16 protein-coding genes and 1 pseudogene are annotated in these 19,952 nt (G+C 39.7%); 7 read left to right on the plus strand and 10 right to left on the minus strand.

What is annotated here, in order from left to right:
* Nucleotides 1–182: 182 nt before the first annotated feature.
* The 4 genes from DW938_RS10515 to DW938_RS10530 all read right to left on the minus strand — a co-directional run bounded on the left by DW938_RS10515 (nt 183) and on the right by DW938_RS10530 (nt 4,015).
* Nucleotides 183–635, minus strand: a complete 453-nt coding sequence (locus tag DW938_RS10515; protein ID WP_118124755.1) for a hypothetical protein — start codon at nt 633–635, stop codon at nt 183–185.
* Between the two features lie 69 nt (nt 636–704).
* On the minus strand, nt 705–2,420 hold the full coding sequence (locus DW938_RS10520) for a DUF2079 domain-containing protein (RefSeq protein WP_118124757.1): 1,716 nt from the start codon (nt 2,418–2,420) through the stop codon (nt 705–707).
* On the minus strand, nt 2,410–3,633 hold the full coding sequence (locus tag DW938_RS10525) for a M56 family metallopeptidase (RefSeq protein WP_038670868.1): 1,224 nt from the start codon (nt 3,631–3,633) through the stop codon (nt 2,410–2,412). The genes DW938_RS10520 and DW938_RS10525 overlap by 11 nt, the downstream gene beginning before the upstream one ends.
* Nucleotides 3,623–4,015, minus strand: coding sequence for a BlaI/MecI/CopY family transcriptional regulator (locus DW938_RS10530; RefSeq protein WP_242843668.1), 393 nt, complete (start codon nt 4,013–4,015; stop codon nt 3,623–3,625). Before DW938_RS10530 ends, DW938_RS10525 begins: the two co-directional genes overlap by 11 nt.
* Before the next feature lie 320 nt (nt 4,016–4,335).
* Between DW938_RS10530 and DW938_RS10535 the strand changes: the two genes are divergently transcribed.
* Entirely contained in the window at nt 4,336–5,208 is an 873-nt protein-coding gene (locus tag DW938_RS10535; RefSeq protein ID WP_117905885.1) for an Abi family protein, read from the plus strand.
* A gap of 162 nt (nt 5,209–5,370) precedes the next feature.
* On the opposite strand, the pseudogene DW938_RS15350 reads toward DW938_RS10535, so the two are convergent.
* The 4 genes and pseudogenes from DW938_RS15350 to DW938_RS10555 form a co-directional block, all read right to left on the minus strand.
* Nucleotides 5,371–5,526 (minus strand): annotated as a pseudogene (locus DW938_RS15350) (alpha/beta-type small acid-soluble spore protein); the annotation flags it as partial.
* A 157-nt stretch (nt 5,527–5,683) separates the two neighbouring features.
* Nucleotides 5,684–5,977: a pectate lyase-like adhesive domain-containing protein gene (locus DW938_RS10545; protein WP_147342372.1), complete on the minus strand. Its 294-nt coding sequence runs from the start codon at nt 5,975–5,977 to the stop codon at nt 5,684–5,686.
* Between the two features lie 116 nt (nt 5,978–6,093).
* A complete protein-coding gene (locus DW938_RS10550; protein WP_118124761.1) occupies nt 6,094–7,488 on the minus strand; it encodes a hypothetical protein in 1,395 nt (464 codons plus the stop codon).
* 83 nt (nt 7,489–7,571) lie between these two features.
* Nucleotides 7,572–8,156 (minus strand): TetR/AcrR family transcriptional regulator, encoded by a 585-nt coding sequence (locus tag DW938_RS10555; protein WP_046440066.1) that lies wholly within the window; start codon nt 8,154–8,156, stop codon nt 7,572–7,574.
* Nucleotides 8,157–8,452: 296 nt separating this feature from the next.
* Between DW938_RS10555 and DW938_RS10560 the strand changes: the two genes are divergently transcribed.
* Complete coding sequence (locus DW938_RS10560; protein ID WP_022287567.1) at nt 8,453–8,917, plus strand: DUF3592 domain-containing protein; 465 nt, start codon at nt 8,453–8,455, stop codon at nt 8,915–8,917.
* Between the two features lie 75 nt (nt 8,918–8,992).
* Entirely contained in the window at nt 8,993–13,150 is a 4,158-nt protein-coding gene (locus DW938_RS10565; protein WP_118124763.1) for a C1 family peptidase, read from the plus strand.
* Between the two features lie 58 nt (nt 13,151–13,208).
* On the opposite strand, the gene DW938_RS10570 is transcribed toward DW938_RS10565, so the two are convergent.
* Both DW938_RS10570 and DW938_RS10575 read right to left on the minus strand, forming a co-directional pair.
* On the minus strand, nt 13,209–13,823 hold the full coding sequence (locus DW938_RS10570; RefSeq protein ID WP_118124765.1) for a sugar O-acetyltransferase: 615 nt from the start codon (nt 13,821–13,823) through the stop codon (nt 13,209–13,211).
* 193 nt (nt 13,824–14,016) lie between these two features.
* Nucleotides 14,017–14,199 carry a hypothetical protein gene (locus DW938_RS10575; RefSeq protein ID WP_118124768.1) on the minus strand — a complete coding sequence of 61 codons (183 nt, stop codon included), beginning with the start codon at nt 14,197–14,199 and terminating at the stop codon, nt 14,017–14,019.
* Between the two features lie 410 nt (nt 14,200–14,609).
* Between DW938_RS10575 and DW938_RS10580 the strand changes: the two genes are divergently transcribed.
* The 4 genes from DW938_RS10580 (at nt 14,610) to DW938_RS10595 (ending at nt 19,948) form a co-directional block, all read left to right on the plus strand.
* Entirely contained in the window at nt 14,610–15,878 is a 1,269-nt protein-coding gene (locus DW938_RS10580; protein WP_181984423.1) for a DegT/DnrJ/EryC1/StrS family aminotransferase, read from the plus strand.
* Between the two features lie 403 nt (nt 15,879–16,281).
* A complete protein-coding gene (locus DW938_RS10585; RefSeq protein WP_242992504.1) occupies nt 16,282–18,225 on the plus strand; it encodes a nucleoside-diphosphate sugar epimerase/dehydratase in 1,944 nt (647 codons plus the stop codon).
* A gap of 470 nt (nt 18,226–18,695) precedes the next feature.
* Nucleotides 18,696–19,334 (plus strand): sugar transferase, encoded by a 639-nt coding sequence (locus DW938_RS10590; protein WP_117878316.1) that lies wholly within the window; start codon nt 18,696–18,698, stop codon nt 19,332–19,334.
* Nucleotides 19,331–19,948, plus strand: a complete 618-nt coding sequence (locus DW938_RS10595) for an acetyltransferase (protein ID WP_117878318.1) — start codon at nt 19,331–19,333, stop codon at nt 19,946–19,948. Before DW938_RS10590 ends, DW938_RS10595 begins: the two co-directional genes overlap by 4 nt.
* The last annotated feature ends 4 nt before the right edge of the window (nt 19,949–19,952 follow it).

A 19,952-nucleotide genomic window follows, 5' to 3' on the forward strand; every position in this document is an offset into this window, starting at 1 on the left:
GCCGTCGCACTGTGAGATACCCCCTATGTCAAAACGTTATTAATTTAACAGAAGTGAATTTTTAGAGAACTTTTGCCTTAATAAAAGTTCAGTCGCAAGTTACCCTTTGGGGCTTCTTGCGACTGATGTTATGTGTCATAGTTGCAACTCAAATTTTATTTGAGCTTTTAAATGGTCAACCTTTAAAATGAAACGGTTGTTTTTGTAACCGTTATGGTTTTGGCAGTCATATTTGAAATGAAGAATTTGTAATTTCCGCCTTTGGTTATTTTCATTGTGCAAGTATAAACATACCCATCACCGCTTGAATTCGCTTTAACGGTATGTGATTTTTGAACATATGTTGAACCCTGATAATAACCACAGTTTACATTAGATTCTTTAGTTTTCATATAAAATTTAAGTGTAACTGTAGTATTAGCGGCAATTGCCCATCCATTATCACCAGAAGCAAAGCCCATTGTGACTCCTTGGTCAATTTTACAAGAACCAAATGTTGCAGTACTTCTTAAGTATGGATTGATAATCATTTCATTGCTGACAGGTGGAATAACTGTTTCATCATCTGCGTAACAAATTGTAGCAAAGCTAAAAATCATACACAGAGAAAGCAATAGGGAAACAATTTTTTTCATTGCAAAACAACCTCCTTTCTAAAAAAATTATATATTATTAGGCCTTAATAATATTCTTAATTTAATAATTTAATAATTTAATAATACAGTAACCATCCCGTGAACTTCACAAATGGAAAAAGTCTTTTTGTATTTCTCAAGCTTTCCTTGATAATCATTTTTGCGGTTGTCAAGAAGTATTATTTCAGCTTTTGAAACATCAGCATTATCCAAAAGATATACATTATCAAATTTGTAAAGCGACGGTATTATATATGTGTCTGCATATATGCAGACGGTTTTGTCTATGGTGTCGATAAATTCGTTAGTCTGCGTTATAAGTGCGGTGTTTTCATATCGTTCGGTGTATAACTGTATTTTATCACTAACTGTAACCGAGAAAAGTATGACCGCTGACATTGCAGATATAAGTAATACCTTTCGTTTCTGCTTTAATGTTGATACCTCTTTAACAAAAGCACAGAAAAGCATTGCTCCGCTTCCGAAAACGTATTGGTAATCTACATTATATTGATATGTGTAGTCTGTGCTGAGGTTAACGATTATCAGCGGAACGAGCAAAAACAGATCTGACGCTTTGTTTATTTTAAAGCAAACAAAAATAAAAGGCACTGTCATCAACAGCAGGAAAAGCAGTTTATCTACTGTTATCAGATTTGACACAAAATATGCCGGGTTCTTTATGACGTTTAAGATCACCGCAATAAGTCCGCTGTCGTTTTCGGCCAAGTAAATGTCATATCGGTTTACTTTTACACCCTCGCCAAAAATGTTTATGTATAAATTTGTGCCAATAAAGCCAAGTATGCCGATTATAGTGATAAGTAAACCGCTGGTCTTTTTCTTTTTGGAAAACAAGGAATACAGACCTAGGCAAATGATGTATACCCCTGCGTCCTCTTTGACTGAGAGTATAAGCAGACACGCTGCAACTTCGCCAATGTGATTTTTCTTGCACATAAAATAATACAGCCACAATATAAATGCAGGCAAAAACATATTCTCGTGGATATCAAAAAACTGAGAACTGCAAAATGCAGGGTAGAAAAGATATATTATGCTGCACAAAACGGTGTCAGTTCTGCCGAGCTTGTAAAGCCTGCATATTTTTATCAGCGGCAATACTCCGCTTGCAATGATAAGCACTTGCAATATGACTAAAACAACCGAGTTTCTAAATATCATATATATTGGCAGCAGCAAATACCAGCAGGGTGAGAAATGCACATTGAAATGTGACATAAGCACATTTCGTTCGACCGTGGTGTATTGCTTGCCCGTTTTACTCATATATTCAAACATTTGCAGAAAAATTCCCATATCAAAGCACGATGATTCATAGCTTTTTAGTCTGCATACGGTGCCGATCATCAATATTGTTACTGATATCACCGTGAACAACAGAACTGAAATTATCTCCGTTTTTCGGCATTTTAATATTTCAGTTTCCTTTATATCAGCAAACCTAAATATTATTATAGCCAAAACAGCAATGCAGGCAAAGCCGAAATATGCTGTGGTATTGGTCATTTTCCATATTGATATCAACGAATAAGCAAATATCAATCCTGTCAAAAGCAAATTTAAATTAACTCTTTTGAAAACAGTTATAAGGCAAAGTGTTGCTGAAAATGCGATGGTGGGAATGACTAATTGCAGCAGCGAAATGTTCGATACATAATACTTTGAGATAGGATCGGCGTCGCTGATAAGCATGGTATACAAACAGCCAAGAATATATCCGCATAAAATACACGAGAGGAGGTTTTGTTTGTTACTGAACATTGACGTCAAACTCCGAAAGGGTTATTTTATATGCAGAGTAATTTTTTAAATAAAAAGTGTGGTCGCCGTCTTTATTAGCGGTAAAATTTATCTCGTTGCCTGCAGTCTTGTCACAGAAAATTCTGTGTTCTGTTCCGTCCTGATAGTAGCCTAGTTCAATATACTCTCCGTCTTTGTCTGAATAATCAGAGGACAGGTCAAGTTCGATCTTTATAGTTATTTTTTGACCTTCATTCACGAAAACAGGCTCTTTTGTTACCATTTCACCATTGTTAAAGGTGTGGGTCGAACTTAGCTCGTCATCAATATTAATGTCAACAAAAGAGCAGAGGATAAGCGTGCTCAAAGTTATAGCAACAAGTATTATAATATTTGCATATGACTTCTTTTTCTTGGCAGTTATCTCGTTTATCCTAGTTTTCACCTTTTCTTTTTGTGAATACAAACACGCTGAAAATGCTGTATCTTGTTTACCATTTTCACATTTGTTTATCAGCATACCGCAGTAGTTATATTTCTCGGTATCATTCATCTCCTTGACAACTTTTTCGTCGCAAGCTATCTCAGACAGCAAATTCATACTGCGTGAAAGCTTGTATGCAAGCGGATCAAACCAATTGATTATACAAACGACCTGCATTACTATCCTTATGAATATATCGTGATTAAGATAGTGAAATTTTTCGTGCATACATACCACATCATAATTATCAGCTGCGATATTGTCAGGAAGAATTATTACAGGGGCGAACACGCCCATAAGCATAGGGCTTGAAATGCCTGGGCACTTTTTTACTTTCAGGCTTTTATTGCCGCATTTGTATACACCATTTTTTGTTGCCCAGCGGTCAACAAAGCGCTTTAAGGCAAGGTACCTGTAAATGCAAACAAAGCTGTTGAAAGCTACACCAATACACCAGACCGCAACAAGAAAAGGCATTATCTTCTTGACAGCTGGAATATGCTGCGTTTCTGTAAAAATGTATTTTTGTACGGAAATATTCTGAACTACGTCAGCGGTGACAGCCTGGTGAGGAATAAGAGTGGTCAGGTCTAAGGGAAATATTATCAGCAATGACAACGCTGAACATACCTTGTAGAATGATAATTTTTGACGCTTTTTGCCTACAGCTAAAAATATTTTACAGCAAAGATACAGGCACACTATTAGTACATTGCTCCGTATAAAATATGTAAATAAATTATTTATCATTATTTCTGTCCTTTACTTCTTCAAGAAAACGTATCAGCTCATCGATATCCTGACTGCTTAGCTTATCAGTTTCGTATAGATTTGTAACAAGGCTTGAAAGTGAGTTGTTATGGACCGAGCCAAAGAAATTTTCTGTTTCAAATTTAAGATAATCCGATTGGGATACCAGCGAATAATACTGACGCTCCTTACCTGTTTTCTCCGTTCTTAAAAATCCTTTTTCAATAAGGCGTTTAAGAAATGATATGAGAGTTGGTAATTTCCAATTATGGTCGCTCATTTTTTCTGCTATCTGAGAACTTGTGACAGGTTCGCTCATACTCCAAATAGTTTTCATTATCTCAAATTCCGCATCTGGAAGTTTTTTTATTTGGTTTATCATTACACACCTCCGTATTAGACGTTTGTCTATAACGATATTATACACTTGTCTAAAATGCAAGTCAAGTTATGATGTGATGATTTTACAATTATTTAATATTTTCGACAATGCAACGATTCCTGTACTCTATCTTTAATATAAAAAATAAGAAAGAGTGATAGCACTTAAGAATAACATAATTTCATTTTCATGACATCTATCTAGATATATTTACCATTGACTTTTTAGAAAAAATCGCATATAATAGTATTAACAGAACCCGACACGCCTCTTAGCAATGCGTACCACGTCGGGTCGTTTAATTATTAGGGGACTTTTTTATGCAGCTTAAAGAACAGCAACCATCAATGAATGTTGATCAACAAATCGAGAACTTGAAAATGCTTGGGTTGAGAATTGTCAATGAAGAATATGCACGTCGAATTCTTAATGATATTTCATATTTCCGCTTGATAAAAGCATATGGCCTTGGACTAAAAGGTAAAAATAAAAATTTTGATGGTTCTATATCCTTTGAACAAATCGTTGAGTTATACCTGTTTAACGCCAACTTCAGGCAACTCTTATTTACTTGGATAGAGCAAATCGAAGTTAATCTCAGGTGTAGGGTAGCTAATCATTTCTCACATATTTATGGTGTACTAGGATATGAAGATCCGGATAATTTTAATGATCCTGGCTATCACTATGATTTTCTTTGTGAGATAAAAAAGGAAATATCCAGAAATAGCAAAGCCCCTTTTGTTAAGAATTTCAAAAATAATTATACTGACGGCAAAATTCCGTTTTACGCTTTGGTGGAGCTGTTCAGTTTCGGTACGCTCTCAAAGTTTTATAAAAATATGAAACCTCAGGACAAAAAAGCCGTTGCAACGTTGTATGGCGTGGGATATACTTATCTTGAAAGCTGGGTCGAACACATTGCTTTTGTGCGGAATATTTGTGCACACTATGGACGTTTGTATAATGTTAATCTTGCTAAAACGCCAAAGCTATATAAGCAATATACAGAAAAGGGGATAAGCAGTATCCGTGTATTTGCAACTCTTCTTTGCATAAAACATCTAATAACTAATGATCAACATTGGACAGCGTTTGTGGACAAACTAGATAAACTTTTTCACAAGTACCCTCACGTTGATAAAAAACTTATGGGATTTCCAGATGATTGGGTTAACATATTGAACGAATAAACATTAAAACATCGCATTTGTTTTTACAAATGCGATGTTTTAATAAGAAAATATATCGTTGTGCTGCTCCTATACTGACAGTCTAACGGCATATGTAATCTCAATGCAATGACCTGTGTTTCTTACGCTGTTTCGGGTAAATATCCATTGTTGTTCAGGACTAATTACTTTGACCATCTGACCGCCTACAGAGCCGACCTCACGAGCTGTAAGATCGCCGTTGTAGCCCTGCTTGAGGTTTACACCAACTTCGTTAGCTGCTTCCATCTTGAACTTGTTGAGTGTTTCTCTGCCTTCCTGAGTTGTGATACCTTTCATTTTCGTATCTCCTTTTCATTTGTTTTTCGGGTTTGCAATAATATTATATGTCTGCATGATTTGATTATAAGAGGTAATTTATAGAACGAAATGGGGCGGTTTTTGGAATGAAAAAAATTAAAAGCTAAAATTAGTATGATTTTAAACGGAGCAAAATTCAAAAAAAATCATTTACATATAAATTATACTTCTTTTGGAAATTGTGTGATTTTGTATAGTCACTGTTTTCAATTGTCAAAATACCACTGGACACAGTGATTACATGCCCTGCACTGCTGCTGCTGTATTTCAGCACATAACCGTTGAGATCAAGAGTGACGGTGCGGTTGACCACTAATGTGGTGTAAATGGTAATGTCAGACGTCAGTTTGACTGTTCCGTATGAAGCTTCTCTGATTGCTGAAACCAGTTCCGCCGCTGTGGAAACTTCCGCCGTCCCACTCGCTGCCATATTATCCTCGGCAAATACACTTGTCGACACAAGGCAAAGAACCATACAAAGGGTGAGCATGATACTGAGTATTCGTTTTTTTATTTTCCGTTACCTCTGTTTTCGTATATGTCGGCTCAATCAAGAGCGGTTATTGTAATGGTACCTCTGAAACCACCGAGATAAGTATTGTATGCCGAATTTTCAAACCACAACTGCAATGTAATGTCTTTATTTGACGCATCATACATTCTGTTGAAATTAAAGGAATGTTGATCATTGGTATACGGTATTTTTGCCCCGTCTCTTTTTATTCGTGTAAGTTCCCTGCACAGATCGTCATCATAACCGTCTGTCATCTGAATAGAGTAATTGCCGCTGTTGTTGAATTCGTTTGAACCAACTTCGAGAGAACCGCTTAAGCAGACATTGTAAATATGTCCTTTTTTAAGTGTAATATTATTTATGTAGGATGAAATCAAGCCGCCCTTGTTTATTTTTTCGTAGACAGAAATATTGACACGACTGTTATTCAGTACTGTCCTCGGAGAGTTTGCCTCTCCGTAAAAATATCCCGAACAGCTGCCGTTCTGACCTGCATCTCCCTTGTCACCTTTTTCACCCTTGTCTCCCTTTTCGCCGTCAACACCTGCGGCTTTTACCCCGGTGTCGGTTTCTCCGATCCACCAGTTGCCGTTCTCGCCGATAAACGGGGTGTTGCCGTCCGCGCCATCGGAGCCGTTTTGTCCGTTTGTTCCGTCTTTTCCATCGGCTCCGTCCTTTCCGTTTATACCATCCTTGCCGTCGGCTCCGTCCTTTCCGTTTATACCATCCTTGCCGTCAGCACCATCCTTGCCGTCAAGACCTTTCAAAACCGAAAGATCGTACAGGTTCAGCCATATTTTATCGCCGACATAGCGCCACTGCAGGGTGTTTTCGCTTACACGAAACTCCGGTGTCTTTCCGTTTGCTCCGTCTGCGCCTTTCTGCCCGGTGGGGCCTGTGATGTCGGCTATCGCCACAAGGTTCTGCCACTCATCGCCTTCGTAACGCCACTGTATGTGGGTTTCAGCTCGCTGCACTTCTATGTTTTTGGCATTAATGCCGTCAGTGCCGTTGATACCGTCTTTGCCGTCGGCTCCGTCTTTACCGTTGTCACCGTCAATTCCATCCTTGCCGTTTTTTCCATCGGCTCCGTCTTTACCGTCAACGCCGTTAATGCCGTCTTTTCCGTTTGTACCGTTTATTCCGTTCTTACCGTCGGCACCATTAGAGCCGTCTTTACCGTCTGTGCCGTTCTTTCCGTTTTCTCCGGCAGCGCCCCGCAGCTCGGTAAGCGCCACAAGGTCGTGCCAGTCGGCTTCGTCGCTGTATTTCCACTGAATCGCCGTGCCGTTGTTTCGCACCTCCGGCAGTGCGTCGCCTGTTTTTGTCGCCTTGCTCCATCCTATTGCAAGCACGCTGCAAAGCACCAATAGAGCGGCGCAAATCGCCAAAAGTGTACCTGTGAGTAGTTTTTTTCCTGTTTTCATCTTTTTTCCTCCGTTCGGAATTGTTTATCACGGCGGAGTTTTGCACCGCTGCCCACGCCGTAAATGAGCGGCGGTCGATAGGCTTATGCTTGGTTTGCTTTGTACTTATCCACAAACAGGGCGACCCCCTGTTTTAAGACCTCCATCTGGGTTTTCAGATAATATTCATCCTCAAACATCGCATAATGTACGCAGGCACGGACGAATATAAAGATCAGCGGCGTGATGACCGTATATGGAATGCCGATCTTTGGCTCCAGCCGCTTGGCGTACTCGGTATAGCGTTCGTTCACGCCCTCAAAGAATTTCTTGCCGTGCTCGATATACTTCGGGTGCGTATATATCTGATACATCAGGCGATATTTTTTTCCGTGCTTTTTTGCTGTCCAATACGGGACCTCCTTCACAAAACGGACAACATCCTCGGGGTCGGTGGGTGCCATCTCCATAAAGTCGTCCTCAACCTTTTCCATACAGTATGCCGTTGACTCAATGATCAGTTCATCAAGGTTTTTAAAATACGAATACAAATTTGCTTTCGTGCATCCGCACGCATCGGCCAGTGCTTTAATTCCTGTGCCTGTGAGCCCGTTTTCCGCATAGCACTCGAAGCACTTTTCCATTAGTTCACGTTTCCGCTCATTGTGCTGTTGCTCAGTTGTTTTCATGTTGCTTCGCTCCTTTTATGCGTACCGACCGTTCGTTTATGATTAGTATAACACAGATTTGTAACAAAGTCAAGGATTGTTCAAAGAATGAAGAAAATAAAGTTTCAACGTGATCTTATAAAAAAAGTCCTTACAGCAGAAAGAAAATAGCGGCTTACCTCAACGATCAAAACCGTACTAATAAATATGTCCATAAGACTTATGGACAGATGGGATAGGCTTATTGACTTTCCATGTTCTCATATGATATAATAAATTCATATTAACACAACATTTCTGTTCAGGGGGTATATCAAATGAAAAAGCAAAATGCAGGGCTTATCGCTCTGAGTATCGTTTTTATTCTTATGGGTGGTTTCTCTACTATCTATAATCTCAGCAAGTATGTTTCAAACAGGGTTTTCATGTCAAGTGCTGAGAAAACCACAGGCTATGTGAAGTGGATAGACCATGAGTTGAAAACTTGGGGACATAACAAAAAGGCAAGCAACAAAGCTGAAACATATTACATAACTGTCGCTTTTGATGTTGGCGGCAAGGAGTACACAAGAGAGATCTTCACAGGCACATATTATGTGAGTCAGAACGAAAAAGTGAACGTGTATTACAACACTGATAAAAACGGTGAGCCTGATAAGGTCGTGACCGATATTGATAATGATAAAAGACCGTATCTCACTTGGCCGCTGATACTTTTGCTTGGCATTGTGCTACTTGTGCTTACTAAGAAAAATATTATCTCAGTGGGGAGAAAAAGATAAAAAAGTAATCATTAAAATAGTAACCAAAAGAAACTTTATGCAACTAAATAACAGAAAAGCAGAAAGGAGATCTTTATGAAGGTGATCTATAAATGTGCCGCCATTTTGACGGCGGCGATATTGTCAGTGCAGCTTCCTTGCGCAGCTTTTGCGGATGCGGAGTATGGCGGAGATAATGACAGCCCGAAATTCAAGATGGGCAGGATAATTTTTACTGATAATGGTTATGGCTATGAAAAGGAAGGTCTGGAAAAATCGAAGATCGCTGATGAAGATTTGGCCGATACGGACGACGGGGTTTCACCTTATGCACAAAAGGCAACGGCTTCGCTGCCTGCGAAATATGACCCCAGATCTAAGAATACGCTGACGACTATCAAAAACCAGTTCCAGACAGGCACTTGCTGGGCGTTTGCGGCACTTTCCTGCACAGAGAGCAATCTTATTCAAAAGGGGCTTGAAAATCAAAACGTGCAGTTTTCTGTGCCGAGCCTTGTCCTTTCTACATATGCTAACGGCGGATTTGACGAGTCAATATGGGATTGCGGCGGAACGTGGATGGATTCGTCCCTTGCAATGGCGGCTCATAGAGGACTGTGCTATGATGAATATGAGCCTTTCGTGTCCGACGGAACGGAAGCCACTATCGTATCTGAGGAGAAAAAGGGAGTTTGCGAATATCAGCTTAATTACGCTTCCACTATCACAGGCGGACAAAACGCCATTAAAAACAAGATAAAAGAGCTTGGCGGAGTAATGGTGAGCTATTATGCAGACGACCTGTATATGACCTTTGATAACAAAAGCTATTACAATCCGGAAACTACAAAATATAGTGGAATAAATCATGCCGTAAGCGTAGTGGGCTGGGACGATAATTACAGCAAGTCAAATTTCCTTGCAGGCTATCAGCCAAAGAAAAACGGGGCATGGCTTGTGAAAGGCTCTTGGGGAGTATCCAGTGGCACAGACGGCTATTACTGGATATCCTATGAAGAGGCAGAAATGACCGATTGGGTGGCATTCGACCTCACTGAAAGCTGTGATAATAATTACCATTATCCTGCTAATAAGGATAATTCTATATTTTATGTTAGCAATGAAAATAAAATGAGCGGTGCTGATGTTTTTACAGCAAAAAAAGACGAGCTTCTTGACAAAGTGGGCTTTATGTATCTTGGCTACACTGGAAAGTCTGACTACACCGTGCAGGTCTACACTTCTGTTTCAGACAGCACTCCTGTGGGGATACTTGAATGTGAGGTCAGCGGAAAGGTGCAGAGCGACGGCCTTTATACTGTGGATATCCCTGATGTTGAGCTTGACGAGGGCGAAAGATATTCTGTCGTGATGACATTCAGCGGTGATGACGGCTCAGGCTATGTGACCGTTTATGGCTATTCAGACGGGGTCATGAAGCCTGGTCAGGCGTATATTTCCAATGACGGCGACAGTTGGACGGACGTTACCGACAAGGACGCTTATACTGGTCAGCCTATAATATTTGCCTATACCGATGATATAGATAAGTCTGATAAAAGCGAGCTTGAAACACTTGTGACAAATTATGAAAAGCAGAGCGGTTATGAGCGTGAGGTCAACAACGGCAAGAAAGTTATTGCAGACGAAAACGCTTCAAAGAACGATATCACCAATGCCAAGTTTCTTATAAAGGCAAAGGCAAAAGAGATAAAGGAACAAAGCCTTGTTATAAAGACAGCGACGGATTGGAAAAACTTCGCAAAGCGTGTATCAGGCGGTGAAAGTTTTGCAGGGAAGCGTGTGGTGCTTGAAAAAGACATCGACTTCGGTGGTGCAAAGATATCGGCAGTAGGAACGGCTTCAAAGCCTTTTTGCGGATATTTTGACGGCAACGGACACGTTCTGAAAAACGCTGTTATCCAAAATAATTCTTATGCAGGTCTGTTCGGCTATGCTGAGGACAGAGCGCAGATAAGAGATCTCAGTGCTGAGAAAATAACTGTCAGCGGTAAGTACGCAGGCGGGATCGTTGGTGAATTTGATGCGGTATCTATCCAACGCTGTACGTTCAGCGGAACTGTCAAGGGTACAAGCTCGGCAGGCGGAATCGTAGGCAAAGCAGGTGGTCTGACCCTGACAGAGTGCGCTTCAGACCTTGCAAAGTCAAGCAGTTCAAATGCTAAAGCTATGGTGGGCAGCATCGATAATGACGCTTTTTATTATGGACAGCAATCTGCCGATTGCTGGTATAACGGCAACTTTTCTGACAGCAAGGTAAAGAAAACGGCTTTGTCTAACGTTACAAGTTCTGCAGCTTATTCGCTGAATACCATTGGCGGAAAGCAGACAGACAGCGGCAGGTGGACAATGGCAGGCGGCAAAGCAAGGCTAACTCGTCCTGGGGAGCAGGCTTCGCACAAGATAACATTTGAAGCCCCTGACGGCAAGCATTATGCCTGCACTGATAAGGACGGCAAGGTGAAATATCCTGCTGTCAAAGTGCAAAGCGGTTATGCTCTTAAATGGTACAAGAACGGCATTGCTGTCGATGCGAACACAGTTTATACTGCTGACAGCACAGTAAAGGCAAAGCTTGTTGAAGCAAAATTTGTCACTGTCGACTATGTTTTAAATGGCGGCACGAACAGCACAGGCAATCCGGAATATCTCAGCGAGGGCGAAAGCGTGACGCTTTCCGAGCCGACAAAAGAGGGTGCAGACTTTTCAGGCTGGTATGATAACGCTGCACTTTCAGGTGAAAGAATAGAAAGTATCTCGTATTCAGGCGGTGCAAAGACCCTTTATGCCGCATGGAAGCCTTATACATATAACGTTACGTTTGTGGATAAGGACGGCAAGGTGATAAGTCAGCAGACAGTGGAATATGGTAAGTCTGCAAAAGCTCCGAAAGCCCCTGCTATAAAGGGTCTGCGTTTTACAGGCTGGGACAAGGACTATAAAAACGTCACAGAGGATATGACTGTCACAGCGGAGTATTCTGACAGCAAGCTTATTGCAGACTGCGAGATATCAGGCTTTAAGAACAGCTTCACATACACAGGAAAGAATATTGAACAGCCTGACGTAACGCTCACTTATGAGGGCAAAGAGCTTAAAGAGGGCGTGGATTACACTGTTTATTATAAGACCAATCTTAACGCAGGACCTGCAAAAATGACCTTTGTTGGAAAAGGCGAATACAGAGGCTCTGTTGCAAAAAGCTTTACTATCCAGCCAAAGGACGCTTCCAAGTTCAAGCTTTATTATGCTACACCACTGTCGTTCACCGGCAAGGAGATAACACCTGATGTGCTTATAAAGGACGGCAATAAGACCCTTGAACGTTATGTTGATTATATGGTGATGTATTCCTCTAATGTGAACGTTGGCACGGGCAAGATAACAGTTGAATTTTACGGAAACTATAAGGGCAAGCAGACCGTTTCTTTTGTTATAAATCCTGCAAAACAGCAGATACAGGTGCTTGAAACAAGATACAAGGGCTTTTTTGTGGATTTTGTGCAGAAAGGATCTGCAACAGGCTATGAGGTCCAGTATGGCACAAAATCTGATTTTTCAAATGCTTCCACATACAGATCCACCACCAACAAGACGGATAAGATGACGGTACTTGGATTAGGGGCTTCAAAGACATATTATGTAAGAGTTCGCTCTTATACTGTCAAGGGCGGAAAGACCTATTACGGCAATTGGTCAGACGCTAAAAGCATTGTGACAGCAAAGACTAATTTTGCAAACGCAAAGGTCAGCGGTATTTCTTCAAAAAGCTTTACCGGCAAGGCGATAAAGCAGAAGATCACAGTAAAATACGGCTCAAAGACCCTTAAAAACGGCACAGACTACACTGTGAAATATTCTGCAAACACCAAGGTCGGCACCGCAAAGGTGACTATCACAGGCAAGGGCATTTACGGCGGAGTTATCACCAAAAGCTTTGCTATCTATCCTGCAAAGCAGGTGATACAGAAGCTTTATGGTACATATGCAGGCTTCTTTATAGATTATGCACAGAAAGGTTCTGCCACGGGATATGAAATATCATACTCACAGCGTTCCGACTTTAAGGGAGCAAAAAGTATAAAGGTAACAAACAACCGCACCGATAAAAAGACAGTTTCTGGGCTTGCAAGATATCAAAAATATTACGTCCGTGTAAGAAGCTACACTGTCAAAGGTGGAAAGACTTATAACGGAGCGTGGTCCGATAAAAAATGGGTCTATACTCAATGATATGACAGACGATAAAAATGCCCCTGATCATTTTCTGGTCAGGGGTATTTTTGTGTGCCTAGAAAAGTTCTGCTTTGTACCTGATAGAATCCTCCTCCGTTATCTCACGGATAACTCTGCATGGATTTCCTGCCGCAAGAGAATTTGGCGGTATGTCACGGGTGACAACGCTTCCTGCACCGATAACACAGCCCTCGCCTATGGTAACTCCGCCTGTGATGACAACATTGCTCGCTATCCAGCAGTTGGAGTGTATTGTGATAGGCTTGCCGTATTCATCATCATAAACAGTGCCGTCAGACTTTTTCTTCATGTTACGCTCCTGCCATCTGAATGGGTGAACAGGTGTGGCAATGGTGCAGTTGGGACCGAAAAACACGTTGTCGCCAATGGTCACAGGGCAGGTGTCAAGCACTGTCAGATTGAAGTTAGCATAGCAGCCTGAGCCGAACTTTGTGAAAACGCCATAGTCAAAATACACAGGACCTTGGAGAAAAAATCCCTCGCCATGGTCGGGCAGAAGCTCGTCAAGGATAGCTTTTCTTCTCTCATCATCTTCATACAAACTGCTGTACTGCTGTGAAAGCTTGTGAGCCTTTGTCCTCAATTCTGCAAGCTCCTTGTCGGAGGAGTCATATATCTTGCCCGCAAGCATTTTTTCTTTTTCAGTCATTATAAAACGTCCTTTCTGCGTGTAGTTTCATTTGATTTTGTTGAGAGTATAGCACAAGTTTCGGGCTGTGTCAATAGTTTTTGGAGGTCGAGTGATAGAATAAAAAATGGTATACCAAAAGTGGAGAATGCTTATGGGCAAAGCACTCTCCACTTTATTATACTATTTAAAAAGCTTGGCAGGGTAGAAAAAGTTATAGGTAAAATCCCTGCATATAATTTGTGTACATAAAAGGATCTTCGTCATCAGCGGTATTGTCACCAGCAGGCTTTTTTCTGCCACTAAAACAAGAAGCCAAAATTATCAGACCGCCTAGAACAATTGCAACGCTCACTCCAAGGACTACCAAAACCGCACAGAAAATTTTTACTAACATAAACACCGCTCCAATCATATTTCTCATACTTCGCCATAATTACTATTATGATTATATGCTGGTTTTGCCTGATAATCAATAAAAGCCGTGTAAAATGCAGATAAAAATCAAGTCAGCTTTTGTCTGCATCAAAAATCTTGTAGTAAAAATATTTTTCAAAACGTTTCATGATTTAACAATTTTAAATGAAGAAAATTATAGCTTTCAGCTTAGTATAAAATTGCACAAACTGAGCTTTTTGTAAATGGTTAGCATTGTATATTACACTGAAAATGTACGATTTTTGAAAAAATATACATAAGTATGGGGTAAATACTTGACTAGATTAAAATTTTGTGATAAAATTATTAACGTGAATAAGTGCAATTATAGTTACTTATATGAAGTAAATATGGAAGAGGGAAAAAATAATGGAAAAAATAGAACCCTTTAAACAAAAAGTATGGCTTGCGTCACCTACAATGCATGGTGAGGAGCTTGAATATGTTACTGAGGCTTATAATACCAACTGGATGTCTACAGTCGGTAAGAATATAAATGAGGTCGAGAAGATAGCGGCGGAGAAGTCTGAAGTCAAGTATGCTGTTGGTCTTTCATGCTGCACGGCTGCGCTTCACTTGTGCTGTAAGCTTGCTGGCGAGAGACTTTATGGCAAGCCTGCTATATCTCATGGCGCTCTTGAGGGCAGGAGAGTTTTTTGCAGTGACATGACCTTTGACGCTACTCTCAACCCAGTTGTTTACGAGGGCGGTATCCCTGTGTTTATCGACACTGACAGAGATACTTGGAACATGGATCCTGTGGCGCTTGAAAAGGCTTTTGATATGTATCCTGAAGTCAAGCTGGTAGTAAGCGCTGAGTTATACGGCTTTCCTGGAAGAATGGACGAGATCAAGAAGATATGCGAGAAGCATGGTGCGCTTTTGATCGAGGACGCTGCTGAAGCTATGGGTGCTACAATTGACGGCAGACAGTGCGGAAGCTTTGGTGATTACAGCGCTGTAAGCTACAATGGCAATAAGATAATAACAGGTTCTAGTGGCGGATGCTTGCTGACGAACAGCCTTGAGGATGCAAACAAGGCTCGTAAGTGGTCAACGCAGGCTCGTGAGAATGCTCCATGGTATCAGCATGAAGAGGTTGGGTACAACTATCGTATGTCGAATGTTATTGCAGGAGTCGTTCGTGGTCAGTATCCATATCTTGAGGAGCATATTGCGCAGAAAAAAGCAATATATGAGAGATACAAAGAGGGTCTTAAAGGTCTTCCTGTTAAAATGAATCCTATCGTTGAGGGTACAGAGCCGAATTATTGGCTGTCTGCACTTATCATAGATAAAGACGCAATGTGCAAGCAGGTCAGAAATGACAGCGAGGCTTTGTACATCAAAGAAGCCGGCAAGACTTGTCCTACTGAAATTTTGGAAGCGATTGCAGGCATAAATGCAGAGGGCAGACCTATATGGAAGCCGATGCATATGCAGCCTATGTACAGAATGCACGAGTGCGTTGGACGCAACGGCAGTATCAGATGCCGCACAAATGCTTATATTGCAGGTGGTGCAGAAGATGTAGGCGCTGATATCTTTGACAGAGGCGCTTGCCTGCCTAGCGATAATAAGATGACTGAGGAACAGCAGGAGAGAATTATTCGGGTTATCAGGAGTTGTTTTGAGTAATGTATGCGAAATACATAAAAAGGGTACTTGACTTTGTTTTGAGTTTAAAGCCTTGATTATACAAGAGTTTCGCTTATTTAGTTGAATCTAGCTATGATGTTTTTTTCTACGTGGTTGTGTCGGGTGAGCAGCAAGACTATGAGAATCCAATGGTTTCTTAGATGCTTATTTTAAATCACACTATAAGCTGGAAATTCATGATAAGGGGATTTGAACTAGCCAACGTATGCTTTTTTTAATATGGCTGTACATTAAAATCTAGAATAATTTTGAAGTTAACAAGTTTACTTGAAATAAGAATTGAAACAGAGCAAAAAATTATTTACACCGCTTGAAAAGAAGTAAACCACAAAATAGAAAAAATATGAAAGGATGAACCCATCCGATTTTTGCGGGGAAAACAATGGATAGAGCAAATGAGAATAGTATGAATATGGATCGTACAAAGCAGAGTAGCACATCTAATATCAGGTGGATGCTTATCGGGTATGATTTGATTATGTATGCAGTGGTAGTAGCAATACTGTTATTACTGTATGGAGGAATTGATAAGTTATCAACTATAGGAATACTTCAGCAAGTATGCCTTTCGGTACTGTGTATTTTTGTAGCACGTCTTATTGGTAAAGTATATGGACAGGTATGGAGATATGGTGGAATACAATGTTATATCCGGTTACTATTTACCGATTCTATTGCTTTTGTAGCTTATCTGTGTCTGGAATTATTACTTCCAATTCAAAAAATTACATTTGCTAGAATGCTTTCAATTGTCAGTTTGAACCTTCTAGGAGCATTAGCGCTTCGTATGATGTATCGCTATGCGTATAAGTGCGGAAATCGGGAAACTACAAAAGGAAAAATTCTTTCCGCGTTATTACATATGTTTTCTGGCATAGAAGCGGAAAATGAAAAAGAAGTTCAGAAAATCAAAGTTGCAATTATTGGTGCAGGACGTGTTGGTGTAAGTCTGGCAGAGGAACTAATAAATAATGAGGAAACAGCATATATTCCGAGATGTTTTATAGATATTAGCAAAGAAAAAGTTGGTCGTGAAATTCATGGAATCCCAGTTTGGTCAGAGAATGAGGCAACATTTAACAGATTGGGTGAATTTGAAGTACAGGAGATTATTTTTGCAATACCGTCAATGGATGCTGACAAGAAAAAGGCGCTTTATGAATATTACAAAAATGCAGGATATAAGTTAAAGGTTTATGATTATCCGACTATGTATGCCGCAGGAGGAAAGAGGCATCTTCGAGAATTTGATATTGAGGAACTTTTGTTTAGAAAACAATTAGTGGTTTCTGATGAAAGAACAAATGCTTACTATAAAGACAAAGTTGTACTTATCACTGGTGGTGGTGGTTCCATTGGTTCAGAACTTTGCAGACAACTGGCAAAGATGAATCCAAGGAAGATTATCATTTTGGATATTTATGAAAATGGTGCATATGATGTTCAACAGGAGTTAAAGATCGCGTACGGAGATTGTCTTGATCTGCAGATCGAAATTTGTTCTATCACAAATAGGAAAGCTCTTGAGAAAGTATTTGAGAAATACCATCCTCAGATAATTATTAATGCAGCTGCTCATAAACATGTTCCGTTAATGGAACATAACTGTGTGGAAGCTATTTACAATAATGTATTCGGTACACAGAATCTAGTAGAGCTTTGTGAGAAGTTTGGAACAGAACGCTTTATGATGGTATCTACAGATAAAGCAGTTAACCCTACTAACGTTATGGGTGCTACAAAGAGAATGTGTGAAATGATTGTGCAGAGTGCAAGTACACACGGAAAAGTGAAATACAGTGCTACACGATTTGGAAATGTACTAGGTAGTGCAGGATCAGTTATTCCATTATTTAAGCGTCAGATTGCGAATGGTGGTCCGGTTACTGTTACAGATAAGAGAATTATCAGATATTTTATGACAATTCCAGAGGCCTCACAGCTCGTTCTTCAGAGTGGAGCAATTGCGGATAATGGAGAATTATTTGTTTTGGATATGGGACAGCCAGTTAAGATTATAGATTTAGCAGAAAATATGATTCGTTTATCTGGTGTTCAGGGAATTGAGATTGTTGAAACGGGATTAAGGCCAGGCGAAAAGTTGTATGAGGAACTGTTAGTTAAGACAGAAGAACTTGACAAAACTGATAACAGCATGATTTTCATTGAAAGAGATAGTGCATTGAGTAAGGAAGAAATCTACAAAAAGATTGATATACTTAGAGATGCATGTAATACGGGCGATGATATGATTGCAAAAGAGGCACTCCGAAGTGTTGTTCCAACATTTAAAAGACCAGAAGACGTAAATAAAGAGATTGCTTGATAAAAGTGCTTATTAAATTATGAGAACTAAGGTTTGGCCCCCAAAAGTAAAAGGCTAAACTTAAAGGAAATAATAAATATGAAAAGTTTTAGTTCGAAGTATTGTTGAAGTCTTACCATAGATGGTCTGGTAATTGAATATGTTAATATATTGGTTGCAGATACGCAGATGAATCAGAGAAAAAGCAAGTATTCTGCTTTGATATGACTTTTAATGCAACTGTAAATCTAAAGTGAACAGTAAAGTTTTGCCTACCAGAGCTTTTGAAATCTAACTCATCCATTATTGTAGAATGATGCCCAATTTGGAACTCAATGCATAAGGGGTCAATTTTTCATTTAAACTCATTTGTTGTTAGAACTAAAAATGGACGTGCAAAATTGAATATGTATATTACCAGTGGAGTGAATTATTGAAGTAATAAAGTTTGTTTTGAATGATCAATTATAACAACTATATGGAGAAATAATATGTACGCAAAGTATTTTAAGCGATTGATTGATTTTTCATCAAGTCTAATAGTGTTAATTATCCTTTCACCTCTTTTGGTGCTTCTAATAATATTAGGGGCTGTGTTTATGAAAGGAAATCCTTTTTTTACACAGGATCGTCCGGGAAAAAATGAAAAGATTTTTAAATTAATAAAGTTTCGGACAATGGATAACCGGAAAGACAAAAAAGGAAACTTATTGCCTGATGAAGTTAGATTAAATAAATATGGACGTTTTTTACGAGCATCTTCTCTTGATGAATTGCCTGAATTGGCTAATATCTTAAAGGGTGATATGAGTCTTATAGGACCAAGACCATTGCTTGTTGCGTATTTGCCAAGATATAACGAGTTTCAACATCATAGACATGATGTAAAACCTGGATTAACAGGGTATGCTCAGGCACATGGAAGAAATGCAGTTTCATGGGAAGATAAGTTTGCAATGGATGTATGGTATACAACTCATATTACTTTTAAAGAAGATATTAAGATTATCTTATCGACAATAAAAACTGTCGTGAAGCATGAGGGTATTTGCTCTGAATCATCATCAACTATGGAAGAATTTATGGGTACTCCGAAAGGTGTAGTGGCAAGATGGGAGACTCCCAATTGAAAAAATTAGTAATAATAGGTGCAAGTGGGCATGGAAAGGTCATTGCAGATATAGCTCTAAACAATCAGTATGACGAAATCGTTTTTCTGGATGATGATAAAAGGGTAACAGAGTGTGCTGGATTTGCGGTAAAAGGGACAACTGAAAATATTGAAGAGTATTTATCTTGGGACTTTATTGTCGCAATAGGAGATGCACTTGCTAGACAAAATGTTTTAAAAAAATTAGAGAATATACAATGTAATATAGTTTCGTTAATTCACCCAAAAGCTGTAGTTAGCAGAAGAGTAGAAATTAAAATGGGAACTGTAGTTATGGCAGGTGCTGTAATTAATTCAGATACCAAAATAGGTAAAGGATGTATTGTGAATACGGGAGCGTCTGTTGATCATGATGGGATAATTGATGATTTTGTTCATATATCAGTGGGTGCACATGTTGCAGGCAATGTGCATATTGGTTTGAAAACCTGGATAGGGGCAGGGGCAATTGTTCTGAATAATTTAAGTATTTGCGATAACTGTATAGTAGGAGCAGGAGCGGTTGTAATTAAAGATTTAGAAGAAGAGGGGACATATATTGGTGTACCAGCGAAGCGTTTGATAAAGGAGTAAGAGA

This window comes from Ruminococcus sp. AM43-6, from assembly GCF_003461785.1.
GTDB classification, from domain to species: domain Bacteria; phylum Bacillota; class Clostridia; order Oscillospirales; family Ruminococcaceae; genus Hominimerdicola; species Hominimerdicola aceti.

Excerpts from the sequence above, each read along its gene's own strand:
- DW938_RS10515 (WP_118124755.1), bottom strand. The coding sequence starts at position 635 with ATGAAAAAAATTGTTTCCCTATTGCTTTCTCTGTGTATGATTTTTAGC.
- DW938_RS10520 (WP_118124757.1), bottom strand. The coding sequence starts at position 2,420 with ATGTTCAGTAACAAACAAAACCTCCTCTCGTGTATTTTATGCGGATAT.
- DW938_RS10525 (WP_038670868.1), bottom strand. The coding sequence starts at position 3,633 with ATGATAAATAATTTATTTACATATTTTATACGGAGCAATGTACTAATA.
- DW938_RS10530 (WP_242843668.1), bottom strand. The coding sequence starts at position 4,015 with ATGATAAACCAAATAAAAAAACTTCCAGATGCGGAATTTGAGATAATG.
- DW938_RS10535 (WP_117905885.1), top strand. The coding sequence starts at position 4,336 with ATGCAGCTTAAAGAACAGCAACCATCAATGAATGTTGATCAACAAATC.
- DW938_RS10545 (WP_147342372.1), bottom strand. The coding sequence starts at position 5,977 with ATGGCAGCGAGTGGGACGGCGGAAGTTTCCACAGCGGCGGAACTGGTT.
- DW938_RS10550 (WP_118124761.1), bottom strand. The coding sequence starts at position 7,488 with ATGAAAACAGGAAAAAAACTACTCACAGGTACACTTTTGGCGATTTGC.
- DW938_RS10555 (WP_046440066.1), bottom strand. The coding sequence starts at position 8,156 with ATGAAAACAACTGAGCAACAGCACAATGAGCGGAAACGTGAACTAATG.
- DW938_RS10560 (WP_022287567.1), top strand. The coding sequence starts at position 8,453 with ATGAAAAAGCAAAATGCAGGGCTTATCGCTCTGAGTATCGTTTTTATT.
- DW938_RS10565 (WP_118124763.1), top strand. The coding sequence starts at position 8,993 with ATGAAGGTGATCTATAAATGTGCCGCCATTTTGACGGCGGCGATATTG.
- DW938_RS10570 (WP_118124765.1), bottom strand. The coding sequence starts at position 13,823 with ATGACTGAAAAAGAAAAAATGCTTGCGGGCAAGATATATGACTCCTCC.
- DW938_RS10575 (WP_118124768.1), bottom strand. The coding sequence starts at position 14,199 with ATGTTAGTAAAAATTTTCTGTGCGGTTTTGGTAGTCCTTGGAGTGAGC.
- DW938_RS10580 (WP_181984423.1), top strand. The coding sequence starts at position 14,610 with ATGGAAAAAATAGAACCCTTTAAACAAAAAGTATGGCTTGCGTCACCT.
- DW938_RS10585 (WP_242992504.1), top strand. The coding sequence starts at position 16,282 with ATGGATAGAGCAAATGAGAATAGTATGAATATGGATCGTACAAAGCAG.
- DW938_RS10590 (WP_117878316.1), top strand. The coding sequence starts at position 18,696 with ATGTACGCAAAGTATTTTAAGCGATTGATTGATTTTTCATCAAGTCTA.